The following is a 23,965-nucleotide window of genomic DNA, read 5'->3' as shown; positions in this document are numbered from 1 at the left end:
ATGGCTGACAGCTGGGTCGGCGGCGACATCGGCGGACTGCGCACGATGGCCGAGACGTACAAGAACGCCAAGGACAAGCTCGACGACGTGGTCAAGCCGCTGAGCAGCGTCGTCGACAAACTGGTCGGCGACGCCGGCTGGAAGGGCGAGGCGGCCGAGAGCTTCCGCGCCAAGTGGAGCGAGGACGCGCTGGCCGCCGGCGGCTTCGCGGAGCTGGTGCACGCGACGGGTGAGATCCTCCAGACGCTGGCCGACGCGCTGTCCACATGTGAGACGTCCCTGCAGAACGCGCAGCACATCGCGGCCCGCAAGGGTGTGGCCACGGACGCCAAGGGCGCGCCGCTGCCGGTCATGACGGCGAATCCGCCGAGCGCGCAGGACCAGAAGACCATCTCCGCGATGAACGACTACACCACGGCGCGCAACGAGATCCTGCACACCGCCCAGCACGCACGGCTGGTGGCGGCGAAGCAGTTGCAGGGGCTGTACGACAAGGTGACGTCGAAGGACGGCTCGGTGTCCCCGGGGGACAAGGTCACCCTGTACGACGCGCTGCGCGGGCTGTACGCGTACGACGCCGAGGATGCCCGGGCCGGGGGTATCGAGGCCCGCAGGCACATCGACGCGGCCAAGGCCGAGGCGCAGGCCGCCAAGAAGCAACTGCGCGCCGAGCGGAAGGTGTTCCAGCAGCAGGGGCGGAAGATGCCCGCCGACCTTCCGGCCAAGAGTGACTACCGCGACGCGGTCACCAAGGTGGACTCACTGGAGCAGGACATCGCCCGCGCCGACCGCGGCAGCACCGCGTTGCCCTACGACCGAGCCCTGAACGTCAAACTGGTGGACGCGGCGGACGCGCTGCGCCTGGGCAAGGGGCTGGAGGCGCTGCCGGACGTCCTCAAGGAGTTGCCTGTCGTGGACGTCGTGGCAGCCGGCGCCTGCGGCGTCCTGGAGGCTTCCGACGACCACGACAAGGGCTGGTCCTGGCAGCACTCGGTCGCTGTCGACGAAGGCGCGAACCTCGGCGGCCTGGCCGCAGGAGCGGCCATCACGGCAGGCATCGTGGCCACCGCTCCCATCGATCTGACCGCGGGCGCTGTCGCCGCGGTCGGGGTCGGCTCGGTGATCCTCGCGACCTCCGTCCTCGACCACACCTTCCACGAGCACTGGAGCGAGGACATTCACGACCACGGGGTGGTCGGTGGCGTGCTGACCGGGACCAAGCATGTCGCCACGGAGACCGTCGATGACGGGAAGCGCCTGATGAAGGACGTCTGGCATGGTGTCACGAGCATCTTCTGAAGCACCGGCCGGAGGAGCTCCTGTTGGCATCCCCAAACTTCCGGGCCTCGGCACCACCTGGTACGAACGCGGCACGCGCTACTGGCTCCGCCGCGTCTTGGCGGCCGTCAACATGCTCATCGCCGCCGCCATCGTGTGTTTCGTGTCGCTGTCCTTCTACGCGGGGTTCCGCGACGTTCTGCCGTCCACCGTGCGCCGCGTGTGGGACGGCACCCAGGTGGCCGCGTCCGTCGTGACCTTGGTGTGGGGCTGGGTGTCGCAGCGCAGGGGCCACCGAGAGGCACTTCTGAATCCCCCCACTCCCGGGCAGATCCGCCAGGCCAGACGCGACCGTAACGGGCGCATTCCAGGCCTGATCGCCGTGGGTCGCGGGCTCATGCTGTTCGCTGCTCCTGTCATGCCGGCGTTCGCCGCGTGGTGCCTCGGCTGGTTCGCCGCCGCGATCGCCGTCCGTGAGTATCCCAGCGAAGTCGGCGCCCGCCGCTGGCTCGAGGCGCACTCCACCGGAACATGACAGCGAACGGGATGTCGAAGCAGCGCCGGGATCACCGCGCGGGCTTGCTCCATCCACCCAGCCCCGCGGAGAGCCGAGCAGCCATGAGCGCTCACACGTCACGTGCTGCAGGACTGTCCGTGACCGGGCGCGGCTTGGTGCCGGCGAACTGGGCGCCCGCCGCCGGCTGGAGGCACATAACGGGCATCCCGGGACGTCGTGAATGAGCTGTCGTGACCGCGCGGGCACGCTACGAGTTTTCGCTTCCGCCCCACAGGGACTCGTGTGACACTGTCGTCCCCGTCCACCCTGCGGACCCCTTCCGTACCCCTCCCCCACGAGAAGTGCGCCGTGCGTTCTCTTCCTCTGCCGCTCGCCCTCACCGCGCGGATCTCGCCGGTCGCCGTCCTCGCCTGTGCCGGCTGGGCGCTGACGTCCGGACCCGCCGCGCCGCCGGCGGCCGCCGGGCACGGCGCGGCCCAGCAGACGTCCACCCAGTCCGCCTCGGGCTCCCCGGGCTCCTCCAGTTCCTCGGGGTCCTCCAGTTCCTCCGACCCGGCGGCCGGCGCGACCGCGAAGGCGTACTCCACCGCGCCCTCCCCCTGCACCAGCGTGCCCGCGGCGACCGTCAAGTCCCTGGTGCCGGGGGCGAAGACGGCGGGCAAGGAGATCCCGTCGACGGACACCAAGCTGCGCCGCACCTGTTCCTGGAACGCGCTGCAGGGCTACGACTACCGCTGGCTCGACGTGTCGTTCGAGATCAGCGCGTCGGAGCAGGAGGCGCAGCAGGAGTACCAGCAGCGGGTGGGCGAGAAGAGCGGCGGCGGGACCGTGCCGGGGCTCGGGGACAGCGCCTACTCGGTGGTGAATCTGACCACGCAGGACAAGCAGCAGACCCGCGAGGGCGTGGTGATGGTCCGGGTGTCCAACGCCCTGGTGATCGTCACCTACAACGGCAGCGACTTCGAGACGAAGACGGCTCCCGGGACGGACGAGATCAACAAGGGGGCCATCCAGGCGGCGCGGGCCGCGGTCGGCGCGCTCGGGGGCGGGCAGTCGCCGTCCGGGTGAGCACCCGCCCCCGGGGATCCGCTAGGCCGTGGTCCGGCTGCGGGGCGTCAGCAGGGTGAGGGCCAGGTAGAGGACCAGGGACGTGCCGAGGCCCACCGCCCAGCCGTAGTCGGCCAGGGAGGCCAGGGCCGGGATGGGACGGCCGTCGGTCAGGGGCTTGAGGTCGGCGCCGCCGATCGCGAGGACGCCGCCCGCCAGGAAGGCGACGACCGCCCGCCAGTTCCAGCCGGCCGTGTACCAGTAACGGCCGCCCGTGCGGTAGAGGTCGGCGAGGTCCAAGCGGGTGCGGCGCAGGAGCCAGTAGTCGGCGACGAGGATGCCCGCGACCGTGCCGAGCAGGCCGCCGACCAGGCCCAGCCAGGTGAAGATGTAGCCCTGCGGGTCGGAGTACAGCTTCCAGGGGAAGATGAGGACCGCGAGGACGGCCGTGATGAGCGCTCCGGTGCGGAAACTCACCTTTCTCGGCGCCACGTTGGAGAAGTCGAAGGCCGGCGAGACCAGGTTGGCCGCGATGTTCACCGAGAGGGTGGCCACCAGCACCGTGACCAGGGCGTAGAGCAGGCCCACCACGTTGTCCGTCTTCGCCGCCAGCTGGACCGGGTCCCAGACCGGTGTGCCGTAGACCGCCTGCGAACCGGAGGTGACCAGGACGGACAGGAACGCGAACAGGGTCATCGTGGTCGGCAGGCCCAGCGCCTGGCCCCAGGTCTGGGCCTTCTGGCTCCTGCCGTAGCGGGTGAAGTCCGGGATGTTCAGCGACAGGGTCGACCAGAAGCCGATCATGCCCATCAGGGAGGGCCAGAAGAGCTTCCAGAAGCTCCCGCCCCAGCCGAGCTTCGACGGCTGGTCGAAGAGCGGGCCGAAACCTCCCGCCTTGCTGCTCATCCATCCCAGCATCACGAACGCGCCGACGAGCACGAAGGGCGCCGCCCAGTTCTCGAAGCGGCGGATGGTCTCCATGCCCCGGTGGATGATCGCCACCTGGACCATCCAGAACAGCGCGAACGACAGCCACATGGTCCAGGCGTACCCGCCGATGTGCGCCGCGTTCGACCAGCTGTCGCCGATCAGCTTCCCGGCGAGGAAGTAGATGGCCTCGCCGCCGATCCAGGTCTGGATGCCGAACCAGCCGCACGCCACCAACGCGCGTACGACCGCGGGCAGGTTGGCGCCGCGCACGCCGAAGGAGGCGCGGGCGAAGACCGGGAAGGGGATGCCGTACTTGGGGCCGGCGTGACCGGTCAGCAGCATCGGCACCAGCACGATCAGGTTGGCGAGGGCGATGGTGAACACCGCCTGCTTCCAGTCCATGCCGACGGCGATCAGGCCGGACGCCAGCGTCCAGGAGGCCGTGTTGTGGGCCATGCCGACCCAGAGCGCGGAGAAGTTGTACGTGGTCCAGGTGCGCTTCTCGACCGGGACCGGCAGCAGATCCGCGTTGGCGTAGGGGCCGCTGGGCTGCGGCGCGCCGGGGGCGATCGTCACGCGGCCGTCGGGGAGGGTGACTTGGGCGGACGGCGGTATGGCCGTGGGAGCGGTGTCGGTCATGGGCAGGCCAATCGAACGAGGTGGGACGGGAGAGGCCGTGCGGGCACCAGCCCCTCCCCGGGGAGGCGGGGAGGGGTGACCAGGAGGTGGGGGACTCCGACCAGTGGGTGACGGTCAGGAGTTGAGCGCCGGGATGACCTCGGTGCCGTAGGCGTCGATGGTGGCCTCCTGCGCGTCGTGCATGTCGTACACCGCGAACTGGTCGACGCCCAGCGCGCGGAGCGCGGTCAGTTTCTCGATGTGCTTCTCGGCCGGTCCGATGACGCAGAACCGGTCGACGATCTGGTCCGGCACGAACTGGGTGTCGGGGTTGTCGCTGCGCCCGTGGTGGGCGTAGTCGTAGCCCTGCCGTGCCTTGATGTAGTCGGTGAGTTCCTCGGGGACCTGGGAGGAGTGCTCGCCGTACTTGGCGACCAGGTCGGCGACGTGGTTGCCGACCATGCCGCCGAACCAGCGGCACTGGTCGCGGGCGTGGGCGAGGGCTTCGGGCGAGTCGTCCTCGGTGACGTACGCGGGGGCGGCCACGCAGATGGTGACCTCGGACGGGTCGCGGCCGGCGGCGACGGCCGCGTCCTTGACGGCCTTCACCATGTACTCGGTCAGGTAGAGGTCGGACAGCTGGAGGATGAAACCGTCGGCCTCCTCGCCGGTCATCTTCAGCGCCTTCGGACCGTACGCGGCCATCCAGACGGGGAGTTCGGCGCCCGGCTTGATCCACGGGAACCTGATCACCGTGCCGCCGAGGTCGGCCTCCGCGCCCCGGCCGAGGGCGCGGATGACCTTCATGGCCTCACTGATCCGCGCCAGGGTGTTGGGTTTGCGGCCCGCCACCCGCATCGCGGAGTCGCCGCGGCCGATGCCGCAGACGGTGCGGTTGCCGAACATGTCGTTGAGGGTGGCGAAGGTGGAGGCGGTGACCTCCCAGGTGCGGGTGCCCGGGTTGGTGACCATCGGGCCGACCTTCAGCTTCGTCGTGTTCGCGAGGATCTGGCTGTAGATGACGAACGGCTCCTGCCAGAGCACGGCGGAGTCGAACGTCCAGCCGTACGTGAACCCGTTGCGCTCGGCCCGTTTCATCAGGCTGACGACGCGGGAGGCCGGCGGGTCGGTCTGCAGGACGAGTCCGAAGTCCATGGGCGCCACTCCTAGGTGAGGTACTGACAGGTGGAGCGCGGGGTGAAGACGCCGTGGCCGGCGTGTCCGGTGTACTCCCGCTCGGTGATGACCGTCTCGCCGCGCGAGAGCACGGTCTCGACCCGGCCGGTGACGCGCTTGCCCTCGTAGGCCGAGTAGTCGACGTTCATGTGGTGCGTCGTCGCCGACATGACCTGCTCGGCGTGCGGGTCGTAGATGACGATGTCGGCGTCGGCGCCCGGCGCGATGGTGCCCTTCTTCGGGTACAGGCCGAACATGCGGGCCGGGGTGGCGCAGGCGATCTCGATCCAGCGGCGGCGGGAGATGTGCCCGTCGACGACGGCCTGGTGGAGGAGGTCCATCCGGTTCTCCACGCCGGGCAGGCCGTTGGGGATCCTGGAGAAGTCGCCGCGGCCCAGTTCCTTCTGGCCGGCGAAGCAGAAGGGGCAGTGGTCGGTGGAGACCACCTGCAGGTCGTTCGTCCTGAGGCCCTGCCACAGCCTGGCCTGGTGTTCGCGCGGGCGCAGGGGCGTCGAGCACACGTACTTCGCGCCCTCGAAGTCCGGTTCGGCGAGGTTGTCGGTGGACAGGAACAGGTACTGCGGGCAGGTCTCGCCGAAGACGTTCAGGCCCTCGTCGCGGGCCCGCGCCAGCTCTGCCACCGCCTCCGTCGCGGAGACGTGCACGACGTACAGCGGGGCGCCGGCGACCTGCGCGAGCCGGATGGCGCGGTGGGTGGCCTCGGCCTCCAGCAGGGCCTTGCGGACCTCGCCGTGGTAGCGCGGGTCGGTCTCGCCCCGGGCGAGTGCCTGCTCGACCAGGACGTCGATGGCGATGCCGTTCTCGGCGTGCATCATGATCAGGCCGCCGTTCTCGGCGGAGCGCTGCATGGCGCGCAGGATCTGGCCGTCGTCGGAGTAGAAGACGCCCGGATACGCCATGAACTGCTTGAAGCTGGTCACTCCCTCCTCGATCAGCAGGTCCATCTCCTTGAGCGTCTCCTGGTTCACATCGGAGACGATCATGTGGAAGGCGTAGTCGATCGCGCAGGTGCCCTCGGCCTTGGCGTGCCAGGTGTCCAGGCCCTCGCGCAGGGTGTGGCCGACGCTCTGCACCGCGAAGTCGACGATCGTCGTCGTACCGCCCCAGGCGGCGGCCCGGGTCCCGGTCTCGAAGGTGTCGGAGGCGGAGGTCCCGCCGAACGGCAGCTCCATGTGGGTGTGGGCGTCGACGCCGCCCGGGATGACGTACTTCCCGGTGGCGTCGATGACCTTCTCGGCGGTGAACGCCCGGGCGGCGGGGGTGCCGGAGGCGGCGAGGGCGGCGACGCGGCCGTCCTCGACCAGGACGTCGGCGTGGATCTCGTCCGACGCGGTGATGACGAGACCACCACGGATGACGGTACGGCTGCTCATGCTGCTCCCTCAGTCACTCGGTTCCGGTCAGGGTGCCGTCAGCGGCTCGTACGCCCCCGGCGCCCGGTCCCGGTAGAACTGCCAGCGGTCGCGGACCTCGCGGAGCTTGGCCAGGTCCAGGTCGCGGACGACGAGTTCGGTCTCCTTGTCGCTCGCGACCTCGCCGACGAACTGGGCCTCGGGGTCCACGAAGTAGGTCGTGCCGTAGAAGTCGTTGTCGCCCAGGTCCTCCACGCCGACCCGGTTGATGGCGCCGACGAAGTACTCGTTGGCCACGGCCGCCGCCGGCTGTTCCAGCTGCCAGAGGTAGCGGGACAGGCCGCGGGAGGTGGCCGAGGGGTTGAAGACGATCTCGGCGCCGGCGAGGCCCAGCGCCCGCCAGCCCTCCGGGAAGTGGCGGTCGTAGCAGATGTACACGCCGATCCTGCCGACGGCCGTGTCGAAGACGGGCCAGCCGCTGTTGCCCGGGCGGAAGTAGAACTTCTCCCAGAATCCCCGCACTTGGGGGATGTGGGTCTTGCGGTACTTGCCGAGGTAGGAGCCGTCCGCGTCGATCACGGCCGCGGTGTTGTACAGCACGCCCGGCTGCTCCTCCTCGTACATCGGCAGTACGAGGACGATGCCCAGTTCGCGGGCGAGTGCCTGGAAGCGCCGGACGGTCGGGCCGTCCGGGATCCGCTCGGCGTACTCGTAGAAGGCCTTGTCCTGGACCTGGCAGAAGTAGGGGCCGTAGAACAGCTCCTGGAAGCACAGGACTCGGGCGCCCTGGGCGGCCGCGTCGCGGGCCGCCTGCTCGTGGACCTGGATCATGGATTCCTTGTCGCCGGTCCACGCGGTCTGGAACAGGGCGGCACGGATCACTCGGCTCATCGGGACCTCCGGTAGCTCGGTGTGCCGTGAGCCTAGAAAGCCCGCGAGGACCGTTTGAGTGGCAGCGTGTCACGTCTGCGGACGTGTGGCGTGCCACCGTGTCACGCGTTCGCGATCCCATGTTTCACCGCCGTTTTCCCAGGTGGTCGCATGTTTCCCCGCTGTTGCGCATCGTGCGCGAGGAGCGCGATGTGGACGGAGGCCGCCTGTTCGAAGTCGTCCAGGTCGACGCCGAGGCGGGCCTGTATGGCCTCCAGGCGGCGGTAGAGGGCGGGCCGGGAGACATGGTGGAGCTGAGCGGTGCGGGACTTGTTGCGGCCGGTCGCGAGATAGGTCCGCAGGACGTTCAGCAGCTCGGGCTCACTCTCGCCCAGCAGCCCGTCCAGTTCCCGCTCGGCGAAGGACTGCACCTGTGGGTCGTCGCGCAGCAGCCGGATCAGTCCGCGCAGGTGGACGTCCTTGAGGCGGACGACGGGCGGGAGGTCGAGGGCGGCACGGGAGCCGGCGACGGCGTCGGCGACATGCCGGGCCTCCCGCAGTCCGGCGGGCACCTCGTCCCAGGCGGTACGGGGGCCGGCGGCGGCGACCACGGCCGGCGCCCGCGCGCGCAGCCGGGCCGCGAAGTGGGCGGTGAGGATGTCCGCGTCCTGGTCGCGGGCGAGGCTGAGCAGCACCGCGGCCACGCCGTCGGCGAGTTCGGCGACCAGCCCGGACAGGCCCAGCAGGCGCAGCACTCGGTCGAGTTCGGCCGCCGTGCGGTCCAGGACGACGAGCGGGACGAAGGTGCGCCGGTTGACCGGCAGGCCGGCCGCGCGGGCCCGGGGCAGCAGCCGGCAGGACGGTACGACACCGGAGACCAGGTCGGTCAGCAGGCTCTGTGCGGACTCCTCCTCCCAGGAGTGCGCGGAGCCGCCGCCGAGCATGCGGTGCAGGACCAGCGCCTCGGCGGCCCGGTCGGCGAGCAGCCGCCCGGTGGCCGCCTCGCCCCGGTAGCCGCACAGCAGCAGCCGGCCCCAGCGCTCCCCGCGTCCGCCGAGCTCGGCGCTGATCCAGCCGCCGCCCGCGCCGGTGCCGGCCTGCCGGGCGATCCGCTCCCAGTCGCGCAGCACATCGTCCACCGCGGACCGCTCCCCCGCCGTGGCGAGGACGCGGTGGGCGAGGTTGGTGACCACGACCGGGCAGCCGCTGTGCCGGGCGACCCCGTCGAGCAGCCGCTGCAGGGGGGCACCGGCCGTGATCAGGGCGGTGAGTTCGGTCCGTACGGCCTCCGAGAGGCTGACGGCGGCGAACTTGCGCCGTACCAGCCGGGACTGGACCTCCTCGGTCAGCTCCGCGAAGGGGAAGGGCCGGTGCAGGACGACCATCGGCAGTCCGCACCGCTCGGCGGCCCGGCGCATCACCTCGGGCGGCGCCGGGAAGGCCCGCCCGAGGCCGAGCACGACGGCGGCGGCCTCCGCCCGGTGCAACGACCGGATGTACTCCGCCTGTCCGGCCTCGTCTCCGGCCAGGAGCACACCGGTGGTGAGCACCATCTCGCCGCCGCTGAGCATCACACCGACGTCGGCGGCCTCGGCGACATGCACCCAGCGCACCGGCCGGTCGAGCTGCCCGGCCCCGGCCACCACCTCGGGCTCCCCGGCGAGCACCCGCTCCAGGGTGAGCACCTGGCGGACGGAGAGGGCGGGTTCCCAGGCGTACCGGGTCGGGGAGGTGGTGGTCATGGCCGTACCGCCGTTCTCTAGTACGTACTCCTGAGCGCCCGTTCCAGGATCGCCGCGCCCTCCTCGGCCTCCGCGACGGTGAGCGACAGCGGCGGGGCGATGCGCAGGGCGCTGGTGTTGTGGCCGCCGCCCTTGCCGATGAGCAGACCGCCCTCGCGCGCCGCCTCCAGTACGGCGGCGGCCGCCTGCGGGTCGGCCTCGTCCGTGCCCGGCCCGACCAGCTCGACACCGATCATCAGGCCGCGCCCGCGCACCTCGCGCACGCCGGGCAGCTGGGCGGCGACGGCGCGCAGCCGCTCGATGAGCAGGCCGCCGACGCGGCGGGCGTTGCCCTGCAGGTCGTGCTCCAGCAGGTACGTCAGGTTCGCCAGTCCGGCGGCCATGGTGAGCTGGGTGCCGCCGAAGGTGGAGATGCTGTTGGCGTCCAGGCAGTTCATGATCTCGGCGCGGGCGATCACCCCGCCGATGGACATGCCGTTGCCGATGCCCTTGGCGAAGGTGACGATGTCCGGCGGGCCGCTCTGGGCATGCGCCTGCCAGCCCCAGAAGTGCTCGCCGGTGCGGCCCCAGCCGGTCTGCACCTCGTCCGCGATCCACAGCACGCCCTGCTCCTTCAGGACCTCGCGGAACGCGGCGTACAGCCCGTCGGGCGGGGAGGTGAAGCCGCCGACGCCCTGGATCGGTTCGGCGATCAGCGCGGCGGGCGGCCGGGTGTGCCCGAGGATGTCCTTCAGGTCGGCGACGCACGCGTCGATGAACGCCCGGTCGTCCAGCTCGGCGAACGGGCCGCGGGTGCGCACCCCGCCGTGGACGTACAGGGTCTGCAGCGGGGACAGCGAGGTCGGCGACCAGCCGCGGTTGCCGGTGATGCCGACCGTGCTGAAGGAGCGGCCGTGGTAGCTGTTGCGCATCGCCAGGACCGTGTTGCTGCGCCGGTGGGTGGTGGCGAGCAGCAGGGCGGTGTCGTTGGCCTCGGTGCCGGAGGTGGTGAAGAAGACCCGGGCGTCCGGGATGCCGCTGAGCTGGGCGATGCGCTCGGCCAGGTCGACCATCGGCCGGTTCAGGTACAGCGTCGAGGAGTGGATGATCCGCCCGGCCTGCTCGCCGACCGCCTTGGTCACCTCGGGCAGCGCGTGCGCGGTCATCGTCGTCAGGATGCCGCCGAAGAAGTCCAGGTACATGTTGCCGGCGGAGTCCCAGACGTGGCGGCCCTCGCCATGGGTGATCTCGAGCGGCTCGTCGTAGTAGAGGGCGAGCCAGTCGGGCAGGACCTGGCGGTGGCGGGAGTAGAGGTCGTTCACGGCTGCACCAGTCCTTCGTAGGCGTCGGGGCGGCGGTCGCGGTAGAAGGCCCACTGCTGCCGCACTTCCTCGATGAGGTCGAAATCGAGGTCACGGACGAGGAGTTCCTCGGACTTGTCGCTCGCGGCCTCGCCGACGAACTGCCCGCGGGGATCGACGAAGTAACTGGTCCCGTAGAAGTCGTTGTCGCCGTACTCCTCCTTGCCGACCCGGTTGATGGCGGCGACGAAGTACTCGTTGGCGACGGCGGCGGCGGGCTGCTCCAGCTGCCACAGGTGGGCGGACAGCCCGCGGTGGGTGGCCGACGGGTTGTAGACCAACTGGGCTCCGTTGAGGCCCAGTTGCCGCCATCCCTCCGGGAAGTGCCGGTCGTAGCAGATGTAGACGCCGACCTTGCCGACGGCGGTGTCGAAGACGGGCCAGCCGAGATTGCCGGGCTTGAAGTAGTACTTCTCCCAGAAGCCCTTGACCTGCGGGATGTGGTGCTTGCGGTACTTGCCGAGGTAGGTGCCGTCGGCGTCGATCACGGCGGCGGTGTTGTAGTAGAAGCCGGACTGCTCGACCTCGAAGACGGGCACGACGACAACCATGCCGGTCTCCCTTGCGAGGTCCTGCATCCGCCGTACCGTCGGCCCGTCGGGCACCGGCTCGGCCCAGCGGTAGTGCTCGGGCTCCTGGACCTGGCAGAAGTAGGGCGAGTTGAAGACTTCCTGGAACCCGATGACCTTGGCGCCCCGACGGGCCGCCTCGCGGGCGTGCTCCTCGTGTTTCGCCACCATGGACTCGGTGTCGCCGGTCCAGGTGGCCTGGACCAGTGCGGCTCGTACGACGTTGGCCATGAGCTGCTCCTTCGACGGGTCCGTCAAAGTCTCTACGCCCGTAGAGCAGGCGGTAGAGGGACGAAAGTAAGCCTGGCCGGAGGCCCTTGCCAAGACCATCATCGTCAACCCGCGGAGTCGATCACGTTTCACACCCCTGTGGGTGAGCGAAGGGACTGCTCGTAGGGGTGTAAGGGAGCATAACGGGGCAAAGTGACGTACGTTCGGTCACGTCATGTGTCCGGCCACCCGCAGCGCGTGCACGAGGTCCCAGTGCCGCTCGTCGGAGACGGCCTGCGCGGCGCGGAGCAGCAGCGGTACGAGCCGGCGTGGATCGGGTGCGGCGCTGCGGGCGGCTTCCGCGGCGGTACGGACCCGCACGCACGCGTCCAGCAAGGCCTCCGCCTCCCGCCGGCACCCCTCCTCCGCCAGCCGCAGCACGGCCGCGCCGATCTGCTCCGGCGGGCGGGCGACGCCCTGCCGCAGCAGCTGCCGCCCGTCGGCGTCCCGTCCGGCGGCGGTCAGCGCGCCGGCGACGGTGACCAGCCGCTCCGCGGGGAGCGAGGCGGCCTCCCACAGCAACGTCGCCCAGTCGGCGCCGAGTCCGGTCCGGGCCAGCGCGTCCGCGAGCGCCGGGAACCGGCCGGCGGGCCCCTGCGCGGCCTCCGTCAACAGCACATGCGCCTCCCCGCTGCGCCCCTCGGCCCGCAACCGCGCCAGCCGCTCCACGATTCCGGCAACGGCTGCCCCCGCCTCGACGTCCGCCACCTCCCCGCCGGCGCCCTCGGCCTCGACGCCCTCCGCGCCCCCGGCGAACCGGGCCCCTCGCGGCACCCGGCGCACAGGCGTCTCCGGCATGACGGGCACCGGCACCTGCGGCACCACTCCGGGAGCGTCCCCGTCGTCCACCGCCCCGGCGAACCGGGCACTGCCGCGCCTGCGTTTGCGGGGCTTTGCGGGGGCGGGCGGAGGGGCTGCCTCCGGGGCGGACGCTCCGGTGACCGCGGGCGGCGGCACGGGCGCTTGCGAGACCGGAGCGGACACGGCGACGTACGGCCCCCGAACGGATCCGCCGGGGGGCGGGGAGGGCTGGAGCGGGGAAGGCTGCAGCGGGGAAGGCTGGAGCGAGGCGGGAGGGGCCGCGGTGCGACCGGCGGAGCCGGAGTCCGCGCCGGCGGTGGTCGCGGCGGCATACGAGGTCCGCATCGGGGCAGCGGCTGCGGCATCGGCGGGCGGGGACGGCTGAGCGGGGGCGGTCGGCCTCACGGCGGAGCCAGGCGCGGACACAGCCGCACGGGGAGCACCCACCGGGCCGCCGGACTGCGGCGCCGACGCGACGGCATCCGTGAGCGAGGAGGGCTGAGGCGGGGTGGGAGGGCTTGTGGCGGAGCCGGTGCGGCGGGGGTCCTCGCCGAACGCGGACGCGGCCCCGCGACCAGCCATGTCGGCGACCGGGCCGGCGGGCCTGGGCTCCGAGCCGGCCGTCGAGCGGGCGGGGTGCTCGGCGGAAGCGGACTCGGGCGGGCGCCAGGCGGCATCCCCGTCGGCCTCCCGACCGCGCCAGGCGGCATCCCCCTCAGCCCCCTGACCACGCCAAACCGCATCCCCCTCAGCCCCCCGATCGCGCCAAACCGCATCCCCCTCAGCCCCCCGACCACGCCAAACCGCATCCCCCTCAGCCCCCTGACCACGCCAGACCGCATCCCCCTCAGCCCCCCGACCACGCCAGACGGCATCCCCGTCGGCCCCCTGACCGCGCCAAACCGCATCCCCCTCAGCCCCCCGACCACGCCAGACCGCATCGCCGTCGGTCTCCGGAATGCGCGCGGGCGTCTCGGGGGCCGGGCCCTGTGTCGCCGGGGCGCCCCGGTGCGTGTCCTCGGTCCCTGGCGGGCCGGAGTCGGGCGTGCGCCGCACCCCCTGTGCGTGCCGCACCCCCTGTGCGTGCCCCACTCCCCGTCGGTCCACCTCCGCCAGGCGGCCCCGGAGTTCCGCGCACCTCGCGGTGGCGCGGGCGTGGTCGTCCTGGGCCCAGGCGAGGTCGAAGCGCAGGGAGTCGGCCTCGTCGGGGGAGGCCGGGGCGGACAGCAGGCGGGTCAGTTCGGTCTGGCGCTCGGCGGCGTAGCGCTGTTCGCGGAGCATGACGTCGAGCCGGTCGAGCAAGGTGTCGCGCGCGCCCGGGTGGGCGTCGTACGCCGTCAGAGCGGCCCGGTGCAGGGCTCGGGCGCGCTCCCGCTCGGCCACCGCGGCGGCGGGGCCGTACGCCGCGGCGAGGTCTTCCAGCAGCGCCTCCACCACGTCCCACGGCGGCACCTCGCTGCCGTCCAGGCAGGCCCGCATGCCGTCGGGGTCGCGCTGCCAGAAGACCCCGCTCCACCCCCCGCCCCGGTCCAGGCGGGCCAGCAGGCCGTCCAGGTAGCTCGCGAACTCCCGCACCCCACCGGTGAGTCGATCCACCGCCATCGCTCAGCTCCCGCCCGACCGCCGGCATGTCCATCGGGCAGGCAACACCAGTTGTGTTACGGCACTGCTACGCAGAGTTTTCCGGCAGTGCGCGGACCCCTCATCGCGGCCTCGGGGCCGTTGCGCGGAGCGGGCGTCTCACGCGGCCACGAGCACGCACCGCGCCGCCAGCTCGTCCATCGACAGGCCGAGGGCCCGGGCGAGCGCGGCGACGGTGAAGAACGCGGGGGTCGGCGCCCGGCCCGTCTCGATCTTGCGGAGCGTCTCGGGGGACACGCCCGCCTGCGCGGCGACCTCGGCCATGCTCCGGCCGCCGCGCGACTCACGCAGCAACTGCCCGAGCCGCTCGCCGCGTTCACGCTCTTCGGGAGTGAGAGGGGTGCGCACCATGCACCCATTCTAATACCGGCCCCTGTCATCGCACCCCATTAAAATACCGGTATAGTAATTGGCATGGTGGAACTGAAGACGGACACGTCGATCGACGCGATGCACGCGGCGGGCCAGGTCGTCGCACGGGCCCTGACGGCCGTACGGCAGGCCGCGGCCGTCGGCGTCTCACTGCTGGAACTGGACGAGGTGGCGCGGGAGGTGCTGCGCGAGGCCGGGGCGTCCTCCCCGTTCCTCGGCTACCGCCCCTCGTTCGCCGCGACCCCTTTCCCGGCCGTGATCTGCGCCTCCGTGAACGACGCGATCGTGCACGGCATCCCCACCCGGTACCGGCTCCGCGACGGCGACCTGCTCTCCGTGGACTGCGGCGCGCAGCTGGACGGCTGGGCCGGCGACTCCGCGCTCAGCCTCACCGTGGGCCGCCCGCGGCCGGCGGACCTCCGCCTGATCGAGACGGCGGAGCGCGCCCTGACGGCGGGCATCGAGGCGGCCGTCGTCGGCAACCGCATCGGCGACATCGCCCACGCCGTCGGCCGGGTCTGCCGTACGGCCGGCTACGGCATCCCGCAGGGCTTCGGCGGCCACGGCGTGGGCCGCCGTATGCACGAGGACCCCGAGGTCCCCAACGAGGGCCGCCCCGGCCGCGGCCTCCCGCTCCGCCCCGGCATGGTCCTCGCCATCGAGCCCATGCTCATCGCGGGCGGCACGGACAGCTACTACGAGGCACCCGACGGCTGGACCCTGTGCACCTCCGACGGCTCCCGCGCGGCCCATGTGGAGCACACCGTGGCCGTCACGGACGCCGGTCCCAGGATCCTGACGGCACGGGAAACGCCCTGAAGGGGCGCGGGGCCGTATCGATGTGCGGCTCCGCAGCGGGGGCGCGAACGACCACACCGCTCCCGCAGCCGCCAGACGGACAGCGCGCCCCTCCCGGGTAGGCGAACATGCCCACCCCACCGGTTCGTGTCATCGTGGGCATGAACGGCCCCCACCCGGTTACCCGGCGCAGCCAGTCGTCAGCGAAGGAAGCGCAACGCCATGACCAACGGCTACCCTCCTGACCCCTTCGGCGAATTCCTGGCCCGCTTCTTCGGCGGCGCCCCCAGCGGAGCGAAACGTCACATCGACATCGGCCGCCTGCTCAGCCAGCCGGCCCGTGAGCTGGTCAGAGGGGCCGCCCTGTACGCCGCCGAGCACGGCAGCCGGGATCTGGACACCCAGCACCTGCTGCGCGCGGCGGTGGCGGCCGAGCCCACCCGGAGCCTGCTGAGCCGGGCGGGCGCCGACCCGGACTCGCTCGCCACGGAGATCGACGACCGGGCCGGCCCGGCGCAGCACCCGCCCGGCGAGGTGCCGCCGCCGACCTCGCTGTCGCTCACCCCGGCCGTCAAGCGCGCCCTGCTGGACGCGCACGACCTGGCGCGGGCGAGCGGCGCCGGATACATCGGCCCGGAGCACGTGCTGAGCGCGCTGGCCGCCAACCCGGACTCGGCGGCCGGCCACATCCTGCACGCGGCACGGTTCTCGGCCGGCTCCATGCCGGCCGAGGCCCCGGAGAGCACCCCGACCCGCCCGGAGCGGCCGCGCGCCACCGGCACGCCGACGCTGGACAAGTACGGGCGCGATCTGACCGACCTGGCCCGGCAGGGCCGGATCGACCCCGTCATCGGCCGGGACACCGAGATCGAGCAGACCATCGAGGTGCTGTCGCGGCGCGGCAAGAACAACCCCGTCCTCATCGGGGACGCGGGGGTCGGCAAGACGGCCATCGTGGAGGGGCTCGCCCAGCGCATCACCGACGGGGACGTGCCGGACGTCCTGGCGGGCCGCCGGGTCGTCGCGCTGGACCTCACCGGGGTCGTGGCCGGCACCCGCTACCGGGGTGACTTCGAGGAGCGCCTGAACACCATCGTGGAGGAGATCCGTGCCCACTCCGACCGGCTGATCGTGTTCATCGACGAGCTGCACACCGTCGTCGGCGCCGGCACCGGCGGCGAGGGCGGCGCGATGGACGCCGGAAACATCCTCAAGCCCGCCCTCGCCCGCGGCGAGCTGCACATCGTGGGCGCGACCACGCTGGAGGAGTTCCGCCGGATCGAGAAGGACGCGGCGCTGGCCCGCCGGTTCCAGCCGATCCTGGTGCCCGAGCCGACGGTCGAGGACACCGTCGAGATCCTGCGCGGGCTGCGCGACCGGTACGAGGCCCACCACCAGGTCCGCTACAGCGACGAGGCGCTGGTCGCCGCCGTGGAGCTGTCCGACCGGTATCTCACCGACCGGCGGCTGCCGGACAAGGCCATCGACCTGATCGACCAGGCGGGCGCCCGGGTACGGCTCGGCGCGCGGACCAAGGGCACGGACGTACGGGCGATGGAGCGCGAGGTCGAGCAGCTGGTCCGGGACAAGGACCAGGCGGTCGCCGACGAGGACTACGACAAGGCCAAGGAGCTGCGCGACCGGATCGGCGAGCTGAAGCAGCGGATCGCGGAGGCCAGCGGCGACGAGAAGGCCGACGAGGGGCTGGACCTGGAGGTGACGGCGGAGGCCATCGCCGAGGTCGTGTCCCGGCAGACCGGCATCCCGGTCAGCCGCCTCACCCAGGAGGAGAAGGAACGGCTGCTCGGCCTGGAGGAGCACCTGCACCAGCGGGTCGTCGGCCAGGAGGAGGCCGTCGGCGTGGTCGCGGAGGCCGTGCTGCGCTCCCGCGCGGGGCTCGCGAGCCCCCACCGGCCGATCGGCAGCTTCCTCTTCCTCGGCCCCACCGGCGTCGGCAAGACCGAGCTGGCCCGGGCGCTCGCCGAGGCGCTGTTCGGCAGCGAGGACCGCATGGTCCGCCTCGACATGAGCGAGTACCAGGAGCGGCACACCGTCTCCCGGCTGATCGGCGCCCCGCCCGGTTACGTCGGGCACGAGGAGGCCGGGCAGCTCACCGAGGTGGTGCGCCGGCACCCGTACTCGCTGCTCCTGCTCGACGAGGTGGAGAAGGCCCACCCGGACGTCTTCAACATCCTGCTCCAGGTCCTGGACGACGGCCGGCTGACCGACTCCCAGGGCCGGACGGTGGACTTCACCAACACGGTCATCGTGATGACCAGCAACCTCGGCTCCGAGGCGATCACCCGGCGCGGTGCCGGGGTCGGGTTCGGGCCGGGCGGTGCGGACGCGGACGAGGAGGCGCGGCGCGAGCAGGTCCTGCGCCCGCTGCGCGAGCACTTCCGGCCGGAATTCCTCAACCGCATCGACGAGATCGTGATCTTCAAGCAGCTGACCGGCGAGCAACTGCGGCAGATCACCGGCCTGTTGCTGGAGGGCACCCGGCGGCTGCTGGACGGGCAGGGCGTCGGGGTCGAGTTCACGCCCGCGGCCGTCGACTGGCTCGCCGAGCGCGGTTACCAGCCGGAGTACGGCGCCCGCCCGCTGCGCCGCACCATCCAGCGGGAGGTGGACAACCAGCTGTCCCGGCTGCTGCTGAACGGCACGATCTCCGAGGGCAGCCGGGTGACGGTGGACGCGCGGGACGGCCGGCTGGACTTCCGCGCCGAGGAAGCGCGGCCGCCCGCACCCGAGTTGTGAGTCCTGCGGGGGATCCTTGACCCTGTCGGCCTAGGGCGCCGGATCCACCACCATCGCCGAGCCGCCGCCGCGCCGTACCTTCTCGGCGGCGGCCAGCCACCTGCCGTCCGGCAGCCGTTGCACGCCGGTGGCCGCGCCGATCTCGGGGTTGAGCTTGAAGCTGTGCCCGAGGGCCTCCAGTTGTTTCCTCACGTCGCTGTTGTACAGGGCCGGTTCCAGTTCGGTCTGGGCGGCGTTGCGCTGGCTGGCGCGGGGTGCGGCGATCGCGTCGGCCAGCGGCAGGTGCCGGTCCAGGAACCCGGTGAGCGTCTGCAGCACCGTGGTGATGATGGTCGCGCCACCGGGTGAACCGAGCGCCACCACGGGCCTGCCCAGCCGGTCCAGGACGATCGTCGGGGAGATCGACGAGCGGGGCCGCTTGCCGGGACCGGGCAGGTTCGGGTCGTGCACGGCCGGGTCGGCCGGGGTGAAGGAGAAGTCGGTCAGCTCGTTGTTGAGCAGGAAGCCCCGGCCGGGCACGGTGATGCCGCTGCCGCCGGTCTGCTCGATGGTGAGCGTGTAGGAGACGACGTTGCCCCACCTGTCGGCCACGGTCAGATGCGTGGTGTTCTGGCCCTCGTAGGTCGTCGGGGCCGCCGTGCCGCCCTTGCCGCAGGCCGCGGGGTGGCGCGGGTCGCCGGGGGCCAGCGGGCTGGTGAGGACCGCGTCGTCCTTGATCAGGCAGGCGCGCGAGTCGGCGTACTGCTGCGACAGAAGCTGCCGCGTCGGTACGTCCTCGAAGGCCGGGTCGCCGACCCAGCGCCCGCGGTCGGCGAAGGCGATCCGGCTCGCCTCGATGAAGTGGTGCAGGTACTGCACCTCGCTCGCCTTGGAAAGGCCGGTGTTCTCCAGGATGTTGAGAGCTTCACCGACCGTCGTACCGCCTGAGGAGGAGGGCGCGATGGAGTACACGTCCAGACCGCGGTACGACGTCCTGGTGGGGGCCTGGAGCTTGGCGCGGTAGACGGCGAGGTCCTTCTCGGCGAGCTTGCCGGGGCGGGCGTTCCAGCCGGAGGCGGGGTCCACGGGCGGGTGTTCGACCGTCTTGACGATGTCGTCGCCGATGTCCCCGCGGTAGACCGCCTCGGCCCCCTCGCGGCCCAGTTCCTCATAGGTGCGGGCGAGTTCGGGGTTCTTCAGGGTGGAGCCGACGACGGGGAGCCTTCCGTCCGGCAGGAACAGCTTCGCGGTGTCGGGGAAGTAGCGGAACCGGGTCTCGTTGGACGCGGTCTGCGAGCGGAAGGTGTCGTCCACGGTGAAGCCGTTGCGGGCGATCCGCTCGGCCGGTTTCAGGACGGTGCCGAGCTTTTCGCTGCCCCACTCGTCCAGCGCCTTCTGCCAGGTGGCGGGCGTGCCCGGGGTACCGACGCTCAGGCCGCTGCTGACGGCGTCGGCGAACGCGAGCGGCTTGCCGTTCTCCACGAACAGGTCGGAGTCGGCGCTGAGCGGCGCCGTCTCACGGCCGTCGACGGTGTGCACGGTGCGGGTCCTGGCGTCGTAGTAGACGAAGTAGCCGCCTCCGCCGACGCCCGCCGAGTAGGGCTCGGTGACGCCGAGCGCGGCGGCGGTGGCGACGGCGGCGTCGACCGCGTTGCCGCCGCGTCTGAGGACCTCGATGCCGGCGGCGGACGCGTCCGCGTCGACGCTGGCCACGGCGCCGCCGTAGCCGACGGCCACGGGAACCTTGCCGGCCGTATGGCTCGTCGCCGGGGCGGGCGGTGCCGCCGCCCCCACCGACACCATGGCGGCCGAGACCGCCAGAACCGCCAGTTTCCGCATACCTGGGCGAGCCATGCGTACCTCCCGTCGGGACAGTCCGCGCAGCGTAACCAGATCGGTCCAGTACCGACAGTACGCCTCGGCGCTCTGCCACACGACCGTCACGCGTCGAACACAGGTACGTAGCCGTCGCCCGGTCCCGCTACCATGCGCGGCCATGAACGACGACGTGCGCAACATCGTCCTGGGCCTGGTGGCGACCGGGCTCTCGGCCTCGCTGGGCTGGCTCGCCCGCACGTATCTGTGGCGGCGCAAACTGCGGCGCCGTCAGGCGTTCTTCGGGCTGCCGGACCACTCCGAGTCTCTGCTGGTGGTCAACCGCAACGCGGGCGGGCCGGAGCTGTCGGTGATGCGGCACGACGTGTTCGCCCTGCTGGAACTCTCCGCCCTCATCAAGGACTGCAACGCGCTGGCCCAGGTGGTCGCGCACGACGCCACCCAACAGGGCTTCGGCGAGCGCACGGAGTTCTGCCTCGGCGGTCCCGCCTCGAACCGCCGGATGGCGGCGCACCTCTCCTCCCTGCTGCCGGGCGTCTCGGTGAACATCGACGCCCAGGCCGGGCCCGAGACAGGCGCCTTCCGGATCGGCGGGGAGGACTACCGCGTGGATCCCGGCGTCACCGAGTACGTCCTGCTGGCCCGGCTCACCGTGGACGGGCAGCGCGACGCCCGGCCGGTGTTCCTCTTCTGCGGGCAGCGCGCGATCACCAACCAGGCGGCGACCCGCTATCTCGCGCGCCATCACGAGCGGTTGGGGCGCAAGTACGGCACCGGCTCCTTCGTCCTGCTGCTGAAGGTGGTCAACTCCCAGGCGTACGGCCCCGATGTGGTGGAGCTGGTGGCGGACGTGACGCGGGCGGCGCGGACGCCGCTCCCGGAACCGGCCGGCGTCGCCGGCGGTGAGTAATGCCCCAACAATCTTTACTGGCACGTAACTTACCGACGGGTTACTTGCGGTAAGGAATCCCGGTTACCGTCGGGTCACTTTGCACTGTTGACGAGTGAAGGAGTAACCCATGGGACACGGCCGCACCGCGCTGCGCTCCACCGCCGCCACAGCCGTCTCGGCGGCGCTGATCGCCGGTACCGTCGTCGGCCTGGCGCCCGCCGCCCAGGCCACCGTCCCGTCCGTCCGCTTCGTGGACATCACGGGCGACGGCGGCACCGTACTCAAGGGAAACGTCGTCACGCCCGCCGGCGCCGACGGCTCGCGCCGCTACCCGCTTCTCGTGCTGCCCACGAGCTGGTCCTTCCCGCAGGTCGAGTACCTCGCCCAGGCACAGAAACTCGCCGACGCCGGCTATGTGGTGCTCACCTACAACGTGCGCGGATTCTGGCAGTCCGGCGGTCAGATAGAAGTGGCCGGTCCGCCGGACGTAGCGGACGCCTCCAAGGTCATCGACTGGGCCCTCGCGAACACCCCGGCCGACCCGGGCCACGTGGGCATGGCGGGGGTGTCGTACGGCGCCGGGATCAGCCTGCTCGCCGCCGCGCACGACAAGCGCATCAAGGCCGTGGCCGCGCTCAGCGGGTGGGCGGACCTGATCGACTCCATCTACTCGGGCCGCACCCAGCATGTGCAGGCGGCGGCCGTGCTGGACGGCACGGCCACCCTCACCGGCCGCGAGAGCCCGGAACTGCGGGAGATCTTCGACAACCTGTACTCCTCGAACCTGTCCAAGGAACAGGAGATGATCGACTGGGGGCGGAAGCGGTCCGCCGCGACCTACGTCGACCAGCTGAACAAGAACGGCGCGGCGTTGATGCTCGCCAACGCCTGGGGCGACACGGTCTTCCCGGTGAACCAGTACGCCGGCTTCTACGAGAAGCTGACCGGGCCCAAACGGCTGGAGCTGCGGCCCGGCGACCACGCGACCGCCGAGCTGCCCGGCCTGTTCGGACTGCCCAACGACGTGTGGACGGACACCGGGCGTTGGTTCGACCACTACCTCAAGGGGGCCGACAACGGCATCGACCGTGAGCAGCCGGTCCAGCTGAAGTCCCGTAGCGCGGGGGGATACGAGGGCTACCCGGACTGGAAGTCGGTCGAGGCCACACGGCGGAAGTTCGCGCTGCCCGGCTCCAGCACCATCCACGCGAACGTCGACTCCGGCGCGGACGGCGGGATCGTCTTCCTCTCCAGCATCCTCGACCAGGTCGCCCAACTGCCTCCGATGGCCTCGATACCGCTGCTGCCGCGCCGCTGGGCGGCCGTGTGGCAGTCGGAGCGGTACGCCGGCGCCCAGCGGGTACGGGGCACGGCCGAGCTGCACACCACGCTGACCCCGACGGCGGAGAGCGGCACGCTCATCGCCTACCTGTACGACGTGGGGCCGCTCGGTATCGGCAAGCTGGTGACGAACGCGCCGTACACCTGGCACGGACGGACGCCCGGCGAGCCGTTCGACGTCGACCTGGACCTGTTCTCCACGGCCTACGACGTGCCCGCCGGGCACCGCCTGGCGCTGGTGGTCGACACGGTCGACCCGCTGTACAGCGAGCACAACCCGTCCGGCGCGCAGCTGACCTTCTCCTCGCCCTCGGACGACCCGTCGTACGTGTCCGTCCCCGTGCGCGAGCAGTGATCTCCGGCTGCCGCCGGACGAGCCTGGCCCGTGAACTGCCGTCCCCACAGGGGCTCGGGGTCATGGGAGGCCCCCCACCCGGCAGCAGCGCATCCCCGTGCGGATCGGCAAGATCACCATCGCCACAGGGATGAACCGCACATCGTAGTCGAGGTCGGAGACGTCGGGCCTCCCGGCATGGCAGTACCTGACCGAGGCTCATGCCGCGGCGGGGGGCCGGGGGCTCACGTCTCGGCGATCTCCGCGTACACCTGGGAGAGTTCGGGGACGCCGCTGGCCGCCCAGTCCTGCCCGGCGCCCACGACCTCGACCTCACGGCCGGAGGGCAGCCGTACGACCGCCTCGCCGTCGGGGCGGATCCGCCAGGCGGCGCCGGACACGGTGCGCACCACGACCGTGCCCAGGTACAGCCCCGCGTCGTGGCCCAGCCGGGGCAGGACCTCGGCGTCGTCGCGCCAGCGCGGCACGAGCTGGTCCAGGGCCTCCAGGGAGGCCGGGGTGTCGTCGAGGCGGACACCCGCCCGGTCGGCCTGCGCGCGGAGCAGTTCGCACTCGGAGAGCAGCTCGGCGACCGCCTCCGGGTCGGCAGGCGGTGCCGCGTCACCGTTCTTCTTGTGCCGGTGGCCCAGGAACGGAAGGTCCATGGACCCAGCCTGGCATCAGACGTCGAGGTCGACCACCACCGGAGCGTGATCGGAGGCGCCCTTGCCCTTGCGCTCCTCGCGGTCGACGTAGGCGTCCTTGACGGCCGTGGCGAACGGTTCGTTGCCGTACACCAGGTCGATGCGCATGCCGCGGTTCTTCGGGAAGCAGAGCTGGCGGTAGTCCCAGTACGTGAACGGGTGGTCGTACTTCAGCGGGCGGGGCACCACGTCGTCCAGGCCCGCCTCGCGCAGGGATGCCAGGGCGGCGCGCTCGGCGGGGGTGACATGCGTGGAGCCCTCGAAGGCGGACACGTCGTAGACGTCGTCGTCGGTCGGCGCCACGTTGTAGTCACCCATGACCGCGAAGGGGCGGCTGCCCTGCGCGTCGCCGTACACGGCCGCCTTGAGGGCCTCGAACCACTGGAGCTTGTACGCGTAGTGCGGGTGCTCCACCTCGCGGCCGTTGGGGACGTACACCGACCAGACGCGGACCGGGCCGCAGGTCGCCGAGATGGCGCGCGGCTCGGTGACGCCGTCGAAGCCGGGGTCACCGGGCAGGCCCTTGACCACGTCCTCTATGCCGACGCGGGAGAGCACCGCCACGCCGTTCCACCGGCCGGTGGCGTGGACCGCCGACTCGTAGCCCAGCTCGCGCAGCTGGTCGGACGGGAACTGGTCCTCGGCGACCTTGGCCTCCTGCAGGCAGAGCACGTCGGTGCCGCTGCTCTCCAGCCAGGCCAGCAGCCTCGGAAGGCGGGCGGTGATCGAGTTCACGTTCCAGGTAGCGATGCGCATGCCTCACAACCTACCCGGAGCCTG

The 23,965-nt window shown here is 71.8% G+C and carries 19 protein-coding genes; 7 read left to right on the top strand and 12 right to left on the bottom strand.

Annotated features, from left to right (window positions below; all coding sequences use genetic code 11):
* The 3 genes from ABZ624_RS04540 to ABZ624_RS04530 all read left to right on the top strand — a co-directional run bounded on the left by ABZ624_RS04540 (position 1) and on the right by ABZ624_RS04530 (position 2,863).
* Positions 1 to 1,299 carry a WXG100 family type VII secretion target gene (locus ABZ624_RS04540; RefSeq protein WP_360082534.1) on the top strand — a complete coding sequence of 433 codons (1,299 nt, stop codon included), beginning with the start codon at positions 1 to 3 and terminating at the stop codon, positions 1,297 to 1,299.
* A gap of 97 nt (positions 1,300 to 1,396) precedes the next feature.
* Complete coding sequence (locus ABZ624_RS04535) at positions 1,397 to 1,813, top strand: hypothetical protein (RefSeq protein WP_360082532.1); 417 nt, start codon at positions 1,397 to 1,399, stop codon at positions 1,811 to 1,813.
* A gap of 330 nt (positions 1,814 to 2,143) precedes the next feature.
* Positions 2,144 to 2,863 carry a hypothetical protein gene (locus ABZ624_RS04530; protein WP_360082530.1) on the top strand — a complete coding sequence of 240 codons (720 nt, stop codon included), beginning with the start codon at positions 2,144 to 2,146 and terminating at the stop codon, positions 2,861 to 2,863.
* 21 nt (positions 2,864 to 2,884) lie between these two features.
* On the opposite strand, the gene ABZ624_RS04525 is transcribed toward ABZ624_RS04530, so the two are convergent.
* The 9 genes from ABZ624_RS04525 to ABZ624_RS04485 all read right to left on the bottom strand — a co-directional run bounded on the left by ABZ624_RS04525 (position 2,885) and on the right by ABZ624_RS04485 (position 14,523).
* Complete coding sequence (locus ABZ624_RS04525; RefSeq protein WP_360082528.1) at positions 2,885 to 4,411, bottom strand: NCS1 family nucleobase:cation symporter-1; 1,527 nt, start codon at positions 4,409 to 4,411, stop codon at positions 2,885 to 2,887.
* A 114-nt stretch (positions 4,412 to 4,525) separates the two neighbouring features.
* Entirely contained in the window at positions 4,526 to 5,545 is a 1,020-nt protein-coding gene (locus tag ABZ624_RS04520; protein ID WP_360082526.1) for a TIGR03842 family LLM class F420-dependent oxidoreductase, read from the bottom strand.
* Positions 5,546 to 5,556: 11 nt separating this feature from the next.
* Positions 5,557 to 6,960 (bottom strand): dihydropyrimidinase, encoded by a 1,404-nt coding sequence (gene hydA, locus ABZ624_RS04515; protein ID WP_360082524.1) that lies wholly within the window; start codon positions 6,958 to 6,960, stop codon positions 5,557 to 5,559.
* Between the two features lie 27 nt (positions 6,961 to 6,987).
* The gene (locus ABZ624_RS04510; RefSeq protein ID WP_360082522.1) at positions 6,988 to 7,830 is read right to left on the bottom strand and encodes a nitrilase-related carbon-nitrogen hydrolase; all 843 of its coding nucleotides are present in this window, start codon (positions 7,828 to 7,830) and stop codon (positions 6,988 to 6,990) included.
* A 101-nt stretch (positions 7,831 to 7,931) separates the two neighbouring features.
* Positions 7,932 to 9,551 (bottom strand): PucR family transcriptional regulator, encoded by a 1,620-nt coding sequence (locus ABZ624_RS04505; protein ID WP_360082520.1) that lies wholly within the window; start codon positions 9,549 to 9,551, stop codon positions 7,932 to 7,934.
* 17 nt (positions 9,552 to 9,568) lie between these two features.
* A complete protein-coding gene (locus ABZ624_RS04500; RefSeq protein ID WP_360082518.1) occupies positions 9,569 to 10,852 on the bottom strand; it encodes an aspartate aminotransferase family protein in 1,284 nt (427 codons plus the stop codon).
* On the bottom strand, positions 10,849 to 11,691 hold the full coding sequence (locus tag ABZ624_RS04495) for a nitrilase-related carbon-nitrogen hydrolase (protein WP_360082516.1): 843 nt from the start codon (positions 11,689 to 11,691) through the stop codon (positions 10,849 to 10,851). The genes ABZ624_RS04500 and ABZ624_RS04495 overlap by 4 nt, the downstream gene beginning before the upstream one ends.
* A 207-nt stretch (positions 11,692 to 11,898) precedes the next feature.
* Positions 11,899 to 14,133, bottom strand: coding sequence for a hypothetical protein (locus tag ABZ624_RS04490; protein WP_360082514.1), 2,235 nt, complete (start codon positions 14,131 to 14,133; stop codon positions 11,899 to 11,901).
* A gap of 138 nt (positions 14,134 to 14,271) precedes the next feature.
* The gene (locus ABZ624_RS04485; protein WP_360082512.1) at positions 14,272 to 14,523 is read right to left on the bottom strand and encodes a helix-turn-helix transcriptional regulator; all 252 of its coding nucleotides are present in this window, start codon (positions 14,521 to 14,523) and stop codon (positions 14,272 to 14,274) included.
* 63 nt (positions 14,524 to 14,586) lie between these two features.
* Here ABZ624_RS04485 and map point away from each other — a divergent pair, with 63 nt between their 5' ends.
* Complete coding sequence (gene map, locus ABZ624_RS04480; RefSeq protein WP_360082510.1) at positions 14,587 to 15,363, top strand: type I methionyl aminopeptidase; 777 nt, start codon at positions 14,587 to 14,589, stop codon at positions 15,361 to 15,363.
* Between the two features lie 201 nt (positions 15,364 to 15,564).
* Complete coding sequence (locus ABZ624_RS04475) at positions 15,565 to 18,099, top strand: ATP-dependent Clp protease ATP-binding subunit (protein ID WP_360082508.1); 2,535 nt, start codon at positions 15,565 to 15,567, stop codon at positions 18,097 to 18,099.
* A 30-nt stretch (positions 18,100 to 18,129) separates the two neighbouring features.
* Here the strand turns inward: ABZ624_RS04475 and ggt are convergent, their stop codons facing one another.
* Positions 18,130 to 19,932 carry a gamma-glutamyltransferase gene (ggt, locus tag ABZ624_RS04470; protein ID WP_360082506.1) on the bottom strand — a complete coding sequence of 601 codons (1,803 nt, stop codon included), beginning with the start codon at positions 19,930 to 19,932 and terminating at the stop codon, positions 18,130 to 18,132.
* Positions 19,933 to 20,074: 142 nt separating this feature from the next.
* Between ggt and ABZ624_RS04465 the strand changes: the two genes are divergently transcribed.
* Complete coding sequence (locus ABZ624_RS04465) at positions 20,075 to 20,824, top strand: hypothetical protein (RefSeq protein WP_360082504.1); 750 nt, start codon at positions 20,075 to 20,077, stop codon at positions 20,822 to 20,824.
* A 109-nt stretch (positions 20,825 to 20,933) separates the two neighbouring features.
* Complete coding sequence (locus tag ABZ624_RS04460; RefSeq protein ID WP_360082502.1) at positions 20,934 to 22,502, top strand: CocE/NonD family hydrolase; 1,569 nt, start codon at positions 20,934 to 20,936, stop codon at positions 22,500 to 22,502.
* Positions 22,503 to 22,726: 224 nt separating this feature from the next.
* Here ABZ624_RS04460 and ABZ624_RS04455 read toward each other — a convergent pair whose 3' ends face one another.
* Both ABZ624_RS04455 and ABZ624_RS04450 read right to left on the bottom strand, forming a co-directional pair.
* Entirely contained in the window at positions 22,727 to 23,146 is a 420-nt protein-coding gene (locus tag ABZ624_RS04455) for a DUF6278 family protein (protein ID WP_360082500.1), read from the bottom strand.
* 15 nt (positions 23,147 to 23,161) lie between these two features.
* Positions 23,162 to 23,941: an exodeoxyribonuclease III gene (locus ABZ624_RS04450; RefSeq protein WP_360082498.1), complete on the bottom strand. Its 780-nt coding sequence runs from the start codon at positions 23,939 to 23,941 to the stop codon at positions 23,162 to 23,164.
* Positions 23,942 to 23,965 lie beyond the last annotated feature (24 nt).

The organism is Streptomyces sp. NPDC007205, from assembly GCF_040634095.1.
Lineage (GTDB): Bacteria > Actinomycetota > Actinomycetes > Streptomycetales > Streptomycetaceae > Streptomyces.
Note: the sequence above shows the minus strand (reverse complement) of the source record. Positions and strands in the feature narration are given on the sequence as shown.